The organism is Streptomyces sclerotialus, from assembly GCF_040907265.1.
GTDB lineage: Bacteria > Actinomycetota > Actinomycetes > Streptomycetales > Streptomycetaceae > Streptomyces > Streptomyces sclerotialus.
Window position 1 is genome coordinate 4,030,001 of record NZ_JBFOHP010000002.1, and the last position, 12,726, is coordinate 4,042,726.

General features: G+C 72.8%; 7 protein-coding genes and 1 rRNA gene (1 of these 8 running past the window's edge). 3 read left to right on the forward strand and 5 right to left on the reverse strand.

Annotation, left to right across the window (positions count from 1 at the left end; all coding sequences use genetic code 11):
* Both AAC944_RS17935 and AAC944_RS17940 read right to left on the reverse strand, forming a co-directional pair.
* Window positions 1-231 (reverse strand): 16S ribosomal RNA (locus AAC944_RS17935); it reaches 1,298 nt to the left of the window's first position.
* A gap of 752 nt (window positions 232-983) precedes the next feature.
* The gene (locus tag AAC944_RS17940) at window positions 984-1,544 is read right to left on the reverse strand and encodes a MarR family winged helix-turn-helix transcriptional regulator (RefSeq protein WP_030623387.1); all 561 of its coding nucleotides are present in this window, start codon (window positions 1,542-1,544) and stop codon (window positions 984-986) included.
* A gap of 263 nt (window positions 1,545-1,807) precedes the next feature.
* On the opposite strand from AAC944_RS17940, the gene AAC944_RS17945 reads away from it, so the two are divergent.
* Window positions 1,808-3,094 carry an MFS transporter gene (locus AAC944_RS17945; protein ID WP_030623389.1) on the forward strand — a complete coding sequence of 429 codons (1,287 nt, stop codon included), beginning with the start codon at window positions 1,808-1,810 and terminating at the stop codon, window positions 3,092-3,094.
* A 94-nt stretch (window positions 3,095-3,188) separates the two neighbouring features.
* Here the strand turns inward: AAC944_RS17945 and AAC944_RS17950 are convergent, their stop codons facing one another.
* The gene (locus tag AAC944_RS17950) at window positions 3,189-5,102 is read right to left on the reverse strand and encodes an ATP-binding SpoIIE family protein phosphatase (protein ID WP_030623391.1); all 1,914 of its coding nucleotides are present in this window, start codon (window positions 5,100-5,102) and stop codon (window positions 3,189-3,191) included.
* A gap of 443 nt (window positions 5,103-5,545) precedes the next feature.
* Window positions 5,546-6,928: an NAD(P)/FAD-dependent oxidoreductase gene (locus tag AAC944_RS17955; RefSeq protein ID WP_030623393.1), complete on the reverse strand. Its 1,383-nt coding sequence runs from the start codon at window positions 6,926-6,928 to the stop codon at window positions 5,546-5,548.
* Between the two features lie 444 nt (window positions 6,929-7,372).
* Between AAC944_RS17955 and AAC944_RS17960 the strand changes: the two genes are divergently transcribed.
* Together AAC944_RS17960 and AAC944_RS17965 are read left to right on the forward strand one after the other, a co-directional pair.
* Complete coding sequence (locus AAC944_RS17960; protein ID WP_030623395.1) at window positions 7,373-8,188, forward strand: TetR/AcrR family transcriptional regulator; 816 nt, start codon at window positions 7,373-7,375, stop codon at window positions 8,186-8,188.
* A gap of 231 nt (window positions 8,189-8,419) precedes the next feature.
* On the forward strand, window positions 8,420-10,282 hold the full coding sequence (locus AAC944_RS17965) for a sigma-70 family RNA polymerase sigma factor (protein ID WP_078888946.1): 1,863 nt from the start codon (window positions 8,420-8,422) through the stop codon (window positions 10,280-10,282).
* Between the two features lie 78 nt (window positions 10,283-10,360).
* On the opposite strand, the gene AAC944_RS17970 is transcribed toward AAC944_RS17965, so the two are convergent.
* Window positions 10,361-12,451, reverse strand: coding sequence for an asparagine synthase-related protein (locus AAC944_RS17970; protein ID WP_030623398.1), 2,091 nt, complete (start codon window positions 12,449-12,451; stop codon window positions 10,361-10,363).
* Window positions 12,452-12,726: the final 275 nt, after the last annotated feature.

Here is a 12,726-nt window from a genome sequence, read left to right on the forward strand (position 1 = left end):
CGGGCTCATCCTGCACCGCCGGAGCTTTCCACACGGAGACCATGCGATCCCGTGTCGTATCCGGTATTAGACCCCGTTTCCAGGGCTTGTCCCAGAGTGCAGGGCAGATTGCCCACGTGTTACTCACCCGTTCGCCACTAATCCACCACCGAAGCGGCTTCATCGTTCGACTTGCATGTGTTAAGCACGCCGCCAGCGTTCGTCCTGAGCCAGGATCAAACTCTCCGTGAATGCTTCCCCGTGATCGGGGCGAACACCACGAGAGCGGAACAGATCGGAGGAATAGTCCGATCCGTTCACAGCGTCCTCGCTGTGTTGCCTCCCAAGCTTGGGAGGGCTTTCAAAGGAACCTCGTCCCAGCAGAGTTGCTGGAGACGGGGTATCAACATATCTGGCGTTGACTTTTGGCACGCTGTTGAGTTCTCAAGGAACGGACGCTTCCTTTGTACTCACCCTCTCGGGCTTTCCTCCGGGCGCTTCCCTTCGGTCTTGCGTTTCCGACTCTATCAGATCCTTGCGGCTCCGATTTTCGCCGGTGCGTTTCGGCCTTTCGGCTTCTTCGCGGTTCCAACCTTACCAGATCCGCTTGGCGTTTCCGGCCCCCTGTTGGAGCGGGGTTCGCTTTCCGGTCGGCCCTTTCGGGCTTTCCCTTTCGGCGAGTCCGACTCTATCAGACGCTTTCCGGCTCGTTTCCGGTCCGAATTCGCTTCCGAATCCCCGTCGGCGGGGTTTTTCGCGCCTTCCGGCGTGTCCACTACTTTAGCGGTTTTCCCTGCCGGTTCATAATCGAGCCGGTCGGTCGAATTTCGGCATGCCGAAATTGTTCCCGAAGGAAGGTCGTGCAGTAGTGGGTTGCCGCCGGTGCGGCGTGAGTGGCTGCCGCAAAACCGTTACGGCTGTGTGGCAACTCGGAGAACACTACGGATCGAGGTACCCCGTGTCAACCGGGGTCCGGGCTGCCGGAACAGGCGTGGCAGGGGTGTTCAGTCGAGGTCGGTGAGGCGGCCGTCAGCGTCCGGCTGGGCGTCCTCCACCCTGCGCAGCAGTCGGGTCAGTACGTCGCCGAGGAGGCCCCGCTCTCGGGAGTCGAGGTCCTGGAGGAGGTCCTCCTCGAACACCGAGGCGAGGCGCATGGCCTCCAGCCACTTCTCGCGGCCTTCGTCGGTGAGCTCCACGATCACACGTACGCGGTTGTTCTCGTCGCGCTCCCGGTTGACGAGCCCCTCGCTCGCCATGCGGTCGATGCGGTGCGTCATCGCCGCCGGCGTGAGGCCCAGCCGCTTGGCGAGCTCGCCGGGGCCGAGGCGGTACGGGGCGCCGGAGACGACGAGGGCCTTCAGTACTTCCCACTCCGCATTGCTTATCCCCAGCGTGGCGGTCTGCCGGCCGTAGGCGACGTTCATCCGGCGGTTGAGGCGCTGCAGCGCGGAGACGACCTTCTCCACCTGCGGGTCGAGGTCCTGGAACTCGCGTTGGTAGGCCGCGATCTGTTCCTCGAGGCTCGGCTCGGCCGGGCTCGGGACCGCTTCTGAGGGCTCTGACATGCGGCGCAGTATGGCACGGAAGTCGTTGGCGTTGAAGTCCTTGGTCATGTACTCTTTAGCTTCGAACTTTAGAGTTGAAGTCTTCAGCTTGTGACTGTCCGGGACGGACCGAACACGTTGCGGCTCTCCTCTTCCTCTGAAGTCCGCCAGTGCCGGGGGGGCACCAGGTCTGCTCCGGGGGTCTCGATTCCCGTGTGCCGCCGCGCCCTGCCCTGCACACCTGCATACGTATCTGACGACCTTCTCGACCTAGGTAGGTGAGTGTGACCACCGCAATGGGCGCCGCGCTGCGCCGGATCCAGCTGGGCAACGCACTGAGCGCGTTCGGCAACGGCTTCACGGTCCCGTATCTGTACGTCTACGTGGCGAAGGTGCGTGATCTTGGTGCGAGTACGGCAGGTGTCGTGCTCGCCATGCTCGCCGTCGCCGCGCTCGTCGTGCTGCCCTTCACCGGTCGTGCCATCGACCGGCGGGGTCCGCTGCCGGTGGCCGTGGTGGGCACGTTCGCGGCCGCCCTCGGCGCACTCGGCCTCGGGCTGTCCGACACCGAGCCGCTGGTCATCGCCTCGACCGTGGCGCTCGGCGCGGGCATCGCGGTCATCCAGCCGGCGCTGGCGACGATGATCGTCTGGTGCTCGACGACCGTGACGCGGTCGCGCGCCTTCGCCACCCAGTTCTTCCTGAACAACCTGGGCCTGGGCATCGGCGGCCTGATCGGCGGCATGCTCGTCGACGAGAGCGACCCGGCGAGCTTCGTGCGGCTGTTCGCGATCGAGGCCGTGATGTTCCTGGTGCTGGGCGCCGCCGTGGCGACCGTACGGCTGCCGAAGGCGCCCAAGGTCGAGGGTGAGGTCCCGGTCGAGGCGCGGGCCGAGGGTGCCTGGCGCGCGCTGCTCGCCGACCGGCGCATGCTGTGGCTGTGCGCCCTCGGGTTCGTGCTGTTCTTCGCCTGCTACGGGCAGTTCGAGTCGGGCCTCGCCGCGTACGCGACCGAGGTCACCCGCATCCAGCCGTCGACGCTGGGCATCGCGCTGGCGGCCAACACCGCGGCCATCGTGATGGCGCAGTTCGTCGTCCTGAAGCTGGTGGAGCGGCGCCGCCGCAGCCGGGTCGTCGCGGTGGTCGGGCTCATCTGGACGGTGGCGTGGATCGCCGCGGGGCTGTCCGGCCTGGTGCACGGCGCGCAGGCGGTGGCCACGGGGCTGCTGATCTCCACGTACATGCTGTTCGGCGTGGGTGAGTCGCTGCTGTCGCCGACGGTGTCGCCGCTGGTGGCGGACCTGGCGCCGAGCCGGCTGATCGGTCAGTACAACTCGGTCTTCGCCCTGGTGAAGCAGCTGGCGCTGGCGGTCGGCCCGGCCGTGGGCGCGCTGATGGTCGGCCACGGGGCGTCGGCCGCGTACATCGTGATGCTGATCCTGTGCGCGCTGGGCATCTCGGCGCTGGCCCTGCGCCTGGGCCGGATGCTGACCCCCGCGCAGGACAACCCGCGTGCCGCCGCCGAGCCGGCGGAGGTGCCGGTGCGGGACGAGGTCGCCTGCGTCGCGTGAGCCGTGTGACCGGCCGGGGCCGGGTCCGTACATCCGTACGGACCCGGCCTCTTTCGTGGTTCCCGGGCGCCCGGCCGGGGTGACGGCACAGGCCTCAGCCCTCGCTGGGCAGCGCGAACTCGCACCACACCGCTTTCCCGCCGCCCGGTGTGCGGCGGGAGCCCCAGTTCGAGGCGATGGTGGCGATGATCGAGATGCCGCGGCCCGCCTCGTCGACCGGCTCGGCGCGGCGGCGCCGCGGCAGGTGCTCGTCGCCGTCGGTGACCTCGACGATGAGCCGGCGGTCCGTACGTCTCAGCCGCAGCCGCATGGGCGGTGTGCCGTGCTGCAGCGAGTTGGCGACCAGCTCGCTCGCGGCCAGTACGCCGAGGTCGTGCAGCTCCGGGGAGAAGCGCCAGGAGGCGAGCACCCCGGAGGCGAAGGCGCGGGCGCGCGGCGCCGCCTCCGTACCGCCGTGCAGTTCCAGTGCGGCGTTGTGGAAGAGCTCGGCCTCGGGGCCGGTGCGGTCCGGGTGCTGGAGGACGAGGACGGCGACGTCGTCGTCGTGGTCGTTGGAGATGCCGAGCGCGCGCAGCAGGCGGTCGCAGATGATGTCGGGGGCGCCGGTCGCGCCCGCCACGGCGTCCTCCAGGGCCGCCACGCCCTCGTCGATGTCCTTGTCGCGCCGTTCGACCAGGCCGTCCGTGTAGAGCACGGCGGTGGAGCCGGGGCCGAGCGGGACGCTGCCGGAGGTGTGCAGCCAGCCGCCCGTACCGAGGGGCGGGCCGGTCGGCTCCTCGGCGCGGTGGACCGTGCCGTCCTGGTCCCGCACGAGGATCGGCAGGTGGCCGGCGGAGGCGTAGACCAGACGGCCCTCGTTGGGGTCGTGGACGGCGTAGACGCAGGTGGCGATCTGGCTGGCGTCGATCTCCGCGGCGAGGCCGTCCAGGAGCTGCAGGACTTCGTGCGGCGGGAGGTCGAGCCGGGCGTAGGCGCGGACGGCCGTACGGAGCTGGCCCATGACGGCGGCGGCGCGCACCCCGCGGCCCATGACGTCGCCGATGACCAGGGCGGTGCGCCCGGCGCCGAGCGTGATGACGTCGTACCAGTCGCCGCCGACCGCCGCGTCGGTGCCGCCGGGGTGGTAGATCGCGGCCACCCTGAGGTCGTCGGGCTGTTCGAGCTCCTGGGGCAGCAGGGAGCGCTGGAGGGTGACGGCGGCCTCGCGCTGGCGGCGCTCGGCGGCCCGCAGCCGTTCGGCGGCCTCGACCTGGTCCGTGACGTCGGCGGCGAAGACGAGGACGCCTTTGTGCGGCGCGACGCAGGCGATCTCGGGGTCGGGGGCCGGGGTGCTGGCGGCGGCGACCTCGATGGGCGTGCAGGTGAACGTGTAGTAGCCGTCACGGCTGAGGTCGGAGCCGGCGCCGCCGGGGACCTTGCGGGCCTTGACCGTACGGGGCTTGCGGCTGCGCAGCACCTGGTCCATCAGCGGCAGCAGGCCGAGCTCGTCGAGCTCGGGGAGGGCTTCGCGGGCGGTCAGGCCCGCCGGGCGGCTGCCGAAGACCTTGGCGTACGCGCCGTTGACGTAGGCGATGCGGTGCTCGGGGCCGTAGACGACGGCGACCAGGGCGGGGATCGTGCCGAGGATCTCGTGGGCGGAGAGCACGTCGACGGTGGGTGGCTGCGTACCGGACGCGCCGTCCAAGGAGGGGGCGTGCGTTTCGGGGCGGCCGGCGCGGGCGGCGGGGACCGAGCTCCCGGTGACTTCCTGCGAAGTGCCCGTGGTGTCCGTCGTGGTGGCCGCGGCGTCCGTCGTGGTGGCCGCGGCGGGGTCGGCCTCGGGCCGCCCAGCGGCTTCGGCCGGCGGGGTGGCGGGAGCGCCGGAGGGGCCTTGGGCAGGCGTGTCCGTGGGGGCGGCGGCTCTCCGGGGCGGCCTGGGGGACGACGCGCCCGGGGCCGCACCTCGGTCGGCCCGCGCGGCACGGCGCTGCGTACCGGGGAAACGGGCGCTCCAGCGAGTGAAGTTCACGGAGGTGTACCTCTTAGATCGCGACGCGGCGCCGAGCCGGTCCGGCGGCCGGGAAGAGCCTCCCGGCCGTTGGCCGGCGGAAGGTCGGGCGGGGGCGCGCCGAGCGCCCTCTGGCGTGATGCAGCAAACGTCCCAATTCCTCGCGCTTGTCACTCTTTGCAAATACGAGCCCACCCATGGTCACACGTCCAGTGTGACCGACCCGTCCGACATCCGTCAGACGCCGGAGCGCCGGGCGGAGTTCCTGACCGGGCTGCACACCGCCCGTTCGACTGAACGCAACGGTGAACGTATGACCGACGAGGGCATATGGTCCAGGGGTATGCCGCAGTCGCCACCGTGAGCGCCGCGCGCAGCATCGTACGGAGGCCGTGGCAGTACGGGGGGCGACCCGGGAGGGCCGGGCCACCCGAAGGGGCGTCAACCGCGCGCCCGTCCCGTCGTCAACCCGTCCCGGTGTGCCGCCCGGTGCCCGCGGCGAGCTCGAACTCCGCCCTCGGGTGCTCCAGCGAGCCGAGCGAGACGATCTCGCGCTTGAAGAACGCGGCGAGCAACCATTCGGCGAGCACGCGGGCCTTGCGGTTGAGGGTCGGGATGCGGCTGAGGTGGTAGGCGCGGTGCATGAACCACGCCGGATAGCCCTTCAGCTTCCGCCCGTACACGTGCGCGACTCCCTTGTGCAGTCCCAGGGAGGCCACCGAACCGACGTACTTGTGGGCGTACTCCTGGACGGGCTCGCCCCGTAGGGCGGCGACGATGTTGCCCGCGAGCACCCTGGCCTGGCGCACGGCGTGCTGGGCGTTGGGCGCGCACTCCTTGCCCGGCTCTCCTCCGGACTTCGTCCGGGAGGTGCCCCCAGCCGTCACATCCGGTACGGCGGCGGCGTCACCCGCGCCCCAGGCGTGCTCGACGCCCACCACCTGAAGCGCGGCGGTGCACTTCAGACGGCCGCGTTCGTCGAGCGGCAGGTCGGTCGCGGCCAGGACGGGATGCGCCTTGACGCCCGCCGTCCATACGAGGGTGCGGGTCGGGAAGCGCGAGCCGTCCCCCAGGACGGCGACGCGGTTCTCGCACGACTCCAGGCGCGTGTTCAGGCGGACATCGATGTTCCGTCCGCGCAGCTCCCGAAGGGCGTACCGGCCCATCTCCTCGCCGACCTCGGGGAGGATGCGGCCGGTCGCCTCGACCAGCAGCCACTTCATGTCCTCCGCGCGCACGTTGTGGTAGTACCGCACCGCGTACCGGGCCATGTCCTCCAGCTCGGCGAGGGCTTCGACGCCCGCGTAGCCGCCGCCCACGAAGACGAACGTGAGCGCGGCGTCCCGGACCGCGGGGTCGCGGGTGGAGGAAGCGATGTCGAGTTGCTCCAGTACGTGATTGCGCAGGCCGATGGCTTCTTCGACGGTCTTGAAGCCGATACCGAAATCGGCCAATCCCGGGACGGGCAGCGTGCGCGAGATCGAGCCGGGCGCGAGCACCAGCTCGTCGTACTCCGTCTCGGTGCCGCCGGTGCCCTCCTCCTCCGTGGCCGGCGTCTTCAAGGTGGCGGTGCGCTTGGCGTGGTCGATGCCCGTCACCTCGCCGATGACGACATGGCACCGGTCCAGGACGCGGCGCAGGGGGACGACGACGTGCCGGGGCGAGATGGAGCCGGCCGCCGCTTCTGGCAGGAACGGCTGGTAGGTCATGTACGGCTCGGGATCGACCACCACGATCTCGACCGTGCCGTCCTGGAGTTCCTTCCGTAGCTTCCGCTGCAGGCGGAGGGCGGTGTACATGCCGACGTAGCCGCCGCCGACCACGAGAATGCGCGCCGGGTGCTTCACAGAGGATCTCCTCGCGACGTCGCCCGTGGCCCGTGGGGTGCGTCCGGGGGCGTCGGTCCGGCCCCGGCGGAGCCACGATCAGATAGCCGTGTACCCGCTCCGGGGCACAGCATTTCTCCATGACGCCTTCCCGCCGTTTCTTTGTCCACAGGAAAGGCGAAATACGGACGGTGCGCCGGAGACCCCCTTGGAACCCTTCCTTCCGCCGGTGTGGAATGAGGTCCGCAGGTCAGACGGGGGTACGACATGGCGGGAGTGTACGGAAACGGGGCGGATCGGGCCCGTACTCCGATCGAGGGGCGGACTGTACGGAACTGCCCCCTTCATTCTTGACCTGCGCTCAACTATGTTCGTACTCCGTCGGGGTGGAGCCTGTTTGTCGGCAGCCCCGGCAGTCAGGGCGGGGAGTCTCCGGGGGGAGACGTCATTACCGGGGGATCATCTATGCACATGCAGAGTTCTCATTGGCCGGCAGCCGTGGCGACCGCTGCGGGTGACCGGACCGGCGGCGTGAGCGAGGCAGGCGTGCCCGGCCGGACCACACCGCTCCGGGTGGACGCACAGCGCAACCTGGAACATGTTCTGCGGGCCGCCCGTGAAGTCTTCGGCGAGCTGGGGTACGGCGCGCCCATGGAGGACGTGGCCCGCCGGGCCCGCGTCGGGGTGGGCACGGTCTACCGCCGCTTCCCGAGCAAGGACGTGCTGGTCCGCCGGATAGCGGAGGAGGAGACCGCTCGGCTGACGGACCAGGCGCGCACCGCGCTCGGTCAGGAGGACGACCCGTGGTCGGCCCTCTCGCGCTTCCTGCGCACCTCCGTGGCGTCCGGCGCCGGCCGCCTGCTGCCGCCCAGCATCCTGCGGGTGGGCAGCGGCGTGGACGGGGCCGACGGGCTCGCCGGGGCGCGGGTGCCGCAGCAGCGGTCCGCGCTGGAACCGGCCGTCGCGCCCGGTGAACTGCGCATCGTGGCGCAGCGCACGGCGCCGGACGACGAACCGGCCCAGCCGCACTCCAACGGGCAGGGGCCGGAGGCTCCCGCGGCGGACAGCGGGGGCGCACAGGCCCTCCTGGAGGTCGTCGGACAGCTCGTGGAGCGGGCGCGCGAGGCAGGAGAGCTGCGCGCCGACGTGACGGTCTCGGACGTCCTGCTGGTGATCGCCACGGGCGCGCCGTCGCTCCCGGACGCGGCGCAGCAGCAGGCCGCCTCGGCACGGCTCCTGGAGATCCTGCTGGAGGGCCTGAGGTCGCGGCCGGTGGCCTGAGCGGAGTACGGACGGTGTGGCCGGGGCGATGGCCCCGGCCACTGCCGTGTCACGGGCCCGTACGGCACCCGCCCCGAACCGTCGATCATGCCCCGGAAAGGCGGCTCCTAGAGCTGTTGCCGGGCAAGTCACCTCGGACGGGTGATAGCCCGGCTCTCCCGTAAGGCTTCGGCCATCGTTGTGGCAGTCTTGCGCGATGGTCAGGGTGGGAGCGGTCCGGGAGCCTCGGCAATGACTTTTGAGGGGCGCGACGAGCGCGACGGCGGCGTCGGCGCGGGCGGCGTCACCGGCCCCGCCAGGAGCGGCGGCCCGGCCAGGGGCCGCCCGGAAGCCGTACCGCAGCAGCGCACGCCCGGTGCCGGCGCGTCCGGTACGGCCGGGCCGACGCCCTCCGACACCGAGCTGGTCGCCCGTATGCGCGCCGGTGACGACAGCGCGTACGAGGAGCTGTACCGCCGGCACGCCGATGCCGTACGCCGCTACGCCCGCACCTGCTGCCGGGACGCGCACACCGCCGAGGACCTGACCGGCGAGGTGTTCGCGCGTACCCTCCAGGCGGTGCGCGGGGGTGCGGGGCCGAAGACCGCGGTCCGCGCGTACCTGCTCACCACCGTGCGCCGCGCCGCCGCCAGTTGGAGCAGGACGGCCAGGCGCGAGCATCTGGTCGAGGACTTCGCGGTCTTCGCGTCCTCCGCCGCCGGCGCCTCCCTGGACGACGACACGCTGGACCTCGGGGCCGACGTGCGCGCGATGCACGAGGCCGAGCGCTCCCTGGCGGTCCGGGCGTTCCGCAGCCTGCCCGAGCGCTATCAGACGGTGCTGTGGCACACGACGGTCGAGGAGGAGTCCCCGAGCGAGGTGGCGCCGCTCCTCGGGCTGTCCGCCAACGCCACGGCCGTACTGGCGCACCGGGCCCGGGAAGGGCTCAAGCAGGCGTACCTCCAGGCGCACGTCAGCGAGACGTTGACGGCGGGCGGCGACTGCGCCCGGTACGCGGACCGGCTGGGCGCCTACGCCCGCGGGGGCCTGCGCGTGCGCGCCGAGCGGGGCCTGCGCAAACACCTGGAGGAGTGCCCGCGCTGCCGCTTGGCGGCGCGCGAGGTCGCGGACGTCAACCAGCGGATCCGCACGGTGCTGCCGGTCGCGGTCATCGGCTGGTTCGCCGCCGGGTACGCGGTCAAGGCGGCGGCCGGGGTCGTGGGGGCCGCGGGAGCGGGCGCGGCGGCCGCTACCGGTGCCGCGGCGGCCGCCGGGGGCTCGGGGAACTCCGCGGGGGCCGGAGCGGCCGCTGAGGGGCTCGGGACGCCCGCGAAGGTCGGTATCGGGGCCGGGCTCACGATCACCGCGGCGGGCGTGGCCCTGGCGCTGGCAGGGCTCCAGGATCCGCCGAAGACGCACGCCGGGCCGCCCCCGCCGCCCCCACCGGCACCGTCGAGCCCGGCGCCGCAGAAGGCGGAGCCGAAGCCCGCCCCGAAGCCGGAGCCCGAGCCGCCGAAGCCGGTGCCCCCTGAGCCGGAACCCACCCCGCCCCCGAAGCCGAAGCCCACGCCGTCGGAGCCCGCGCCCGAGCCGAAGCCGGCACCCACGCCGGAGCCGACGCCGCCTCCGGAGCCGGAGCCGAAGCCGGAGCCGCCCGAGCCGGCGCCGCCGCCACCGGCCGCCACGTTCCCCGTCAACACCCTGGACTGGGACTTCATGGGTGACGGCAGCAAGCCGGAGGTGCGCACCGCGGAGAGCGGCTTCCTGTGGAAGCGCCCGGGAGGCGTCAGCATCGGGGGCAAGCACTACCCCCATGGGGTGACGACGCACGCCCCGTCCTCGGTGACGATCGACCTCAACAGGGAGTGCACGGCGTTCGACGCCTTCGCGGGCGTGGACGACCTGGCCCTCGGGCACGGCGCGGTGCGCTTCTCCGTGTACGCGGACGGGGTGCGGCAGTGGCGCTCCGGTGTCGTGCGGGGCGGCGACGCGGCCGTACCGGTGCACGTACCGGTGGCGGGCCGTACGACCCTGCGGCTGGTGGCCGAGCCGCAGACGCCCGCCGACACCCTGACGTTCAGCGACTGGGCACAGTCACAGATCAGCTGCCGGTAGCGCTCCTGAGGGCGGCTGTGCGGGCGCCACAGGGCCCCGTGGGGCGTCCGGACGGTCCGCCCGGACGGCGCCGTCCCGCTAGAGCGCCAGCCGCTCGACCCCGCTCGCGACGGCGCGCTGCCTGGGAGCCGCCGCGCCCGTCCAGCAGGTGCCGCGCCGGGCGAGCAGGCGGCGCAGCCACAGCTCCGTGGAGACCAGCTCAGCGAGGCCGTCCAGCGGCAGCGGCACACCGTCACCGGCGGCCCGCAGCGCCTTGCGGACGACGCGGGCCTCCACCAGCCCGGCGTCGGCGAGCAGCGGCGCGTCGAAGAGCCGGACGAGGTCGTCCATCGAGGCGCGCAGCCCGGCCCGTACCGCGGCGGCGTGCGTCACGTGCGAGGTCGCGCCCCAGCCGGGCGGCAGGTCGCGGATGCCCGCGCCGGAGAGCACGGCACGCAACACCGAGGCCCGCGCCCCCGGTTGCACCCGGAGCGTGTCCGGGAGCGCGCGGCAGGCGAGCACCACCTGGTTGTCGAGGAAGGGGGCGTGCAGGCGCTGGTTCCGTACCTCGGCGGCCTGCTCGAAGACCCGGTGATCGGCGGCGTGCCGGGTGAGTGCCGCGCGCGCCCGCTGCTGGCCGGGGCGCCCGACGGCCGGTGCGCGCAGCGCCGCGTCGCTCAGCCGAACCGATACTTCAGCGAGCGCCTCGCCCGTGAGCCAGCGCGCGGCAGGACCGGGCCGGCACCACGCGAGCGCCGCCAGTGAGGCGTCCACCGCGCTGCCCGCCACCGGCTCGTCGGCGAACTCCCGCCCCAGCAGCCGCCCGGCGGCCTCGGAGACCCCCGCCCCGTAGGGCGTACGGGCCAGCCGGCGCGCGGCCCGGTAGACCGTGAACGGAATGGACACCGAGTGCGCGGCCGCGCCGTCGGCCTTGGCCAGCGCCGTGACGGGGCGCAGCAGATGCCGTCGCCGCCGGTCCAGCAACAGGTCCGCCAGGCGCGCCGGATGGGCGTCCAGCACCTGTCGTGCGCCGTGCCCCACGAAGTGGTCGGCGCTCCCCGAGAGCAGCCTCCTGCGATGCCGCTCGGCGAAGACCATCGAGGGCCCCGGCTCGTCCGTGAGCGGGCCGGCCCCGAGGTCCGCGTACGGCAGCGCCTCCTCTCCCGCCGCGACGACCACGTGGTGCAGCCGGGGGTTGTCCGCGATGCTGCGGGCGCGCTCCAGCTCGGCCTCGTGGTACGCCCGGCCGCCGTTGGTGGCCCGGTCGTTGAAGGTCACCGCGAGCAGCCGCTCGCCCTGCCCGTTGAGCCGCCCCGGCTGCCCCGGCAGGCCGGCCGCGAGCAGCGCGAGGGTGCCCGAAGCGCTGCCGCCGGACAGGTCGGCGCCGACACCGGGCGCCGGGGCACCGCGTGCGGCCCGCCGGTCCGCCGGGCCCATCCCCGGCACCGGACCGGGGTCCAGGCCGCCGGGAGCGCCCGGGCCGCCGCGCGGGTCGGGTGCGTGCCGCGGGGCCGCCAGACGCACGCGTACGGCCTCCACCAGCGCCTCCCGTACGCCGTCCACGGCCTGTTCGGGAGCGAGCTGCGGCGCGGAGACGGCGAGCGAGTGGCTCTGCTCGTACGAGGTGATCTCGCCGGCGCCGCCGCGCAGCACGAGGGCGTGGCCGGGCGGGACGCGCCGCACACCTGTGTACGGCGTGCCGTGGCCGAGCGCCTCAGGGGCGTCCGGGCAGGCCAGCAGCGCCGCCAGGTGCCCCACGTCGAGACTGGCCTCGGTCAGGTCGGCGAGCGGCAGAGCGGCGGTCGCGTAGGCCGTGCCGCCCGCCCATCGCGTGTGGAACACCGGGCGGGCACCGGCCAGATCACCCGTGACGGTGAGCCGCCGGCCCACCTGCGCGACGGCGGTGTAACTGCCGGCCCACGCGGTGAGATGGCGCAGCGCCCCGCCGCGCGCGGCCAGCAGGCCCACCCGCAACTGGTCGTCGGTGGCACCGCAGACCCCGAAGACCGCGATCCGGGTCTCGGGGTCGGCCTGTACGACGCGCACCTCGTCGGGACGCCAGTCGCCGACCGCCCAGAGCGGATCGGGGTCGCCCCACAGGAGGTGGGCGCCCACGGGGAGCACGGTCCGGCTGTCGTCGGTGAGGTCAGGGCCCGTGGCGCTACTGCTCCACCCCACCAACCAGCGCATCGCGGCCTCCCCGCCCGTCTCCCCGTCGCTCCGTACACCGGTCACGGGACGCTCGGCCGCCCCGTACGGCGCATGGCACAGCTGTTGTGCGGACCACTCTGCCACGACAGGGGCGGCCGAGAGGGGGCACGGGGACGGCGTGTACCCGCCCCGCGGCCGCGCCAGGAGGACCCTGCCACCGCGCCCGGAGCGCCCTCGCGGGGCCCGCGGCGAGAAACTGACGGGTGACGGTATTCAGCCAAAGTCCGTTCCGTACCGATACGTTGCGGAGGGGA

What these genes read in the sequence shown, in the direction of transcription:
- AAC944_RS17965 (WP_078888946.1), top strand. Translation starts at nt 8,420, where the DNA reads ATGACTTTTGAGGGGCGCGACGAGCGCGACGGCGGCGTCGGCGCGGGC.
- AAC944_RS17970 (WP_030623398.1), bottom strand. Translation starts at nt 12,451, where the DNA reads ATGCGCTGGTTGGTGGGGTGGAGCAGTAGCGCCACGGGCCCTGACCTC.
- AAC944_RS17940 (WP_030623387.1), bottom strand. Translation starts at nt 1,544, where the DNA reads ATGTCAGAGCCCTCAGAAGCGGTCCCGAGCCCGGCCGAGCCGAGCCTC.
- AAC944_RS17960 (WP_030623395.1), top strand. Translation starts at nt 7,373, where the DNA reads ATGCACATGCAGAGTTCTCATTGGCCGGCAGCCGTGGCGACCGCTGCG.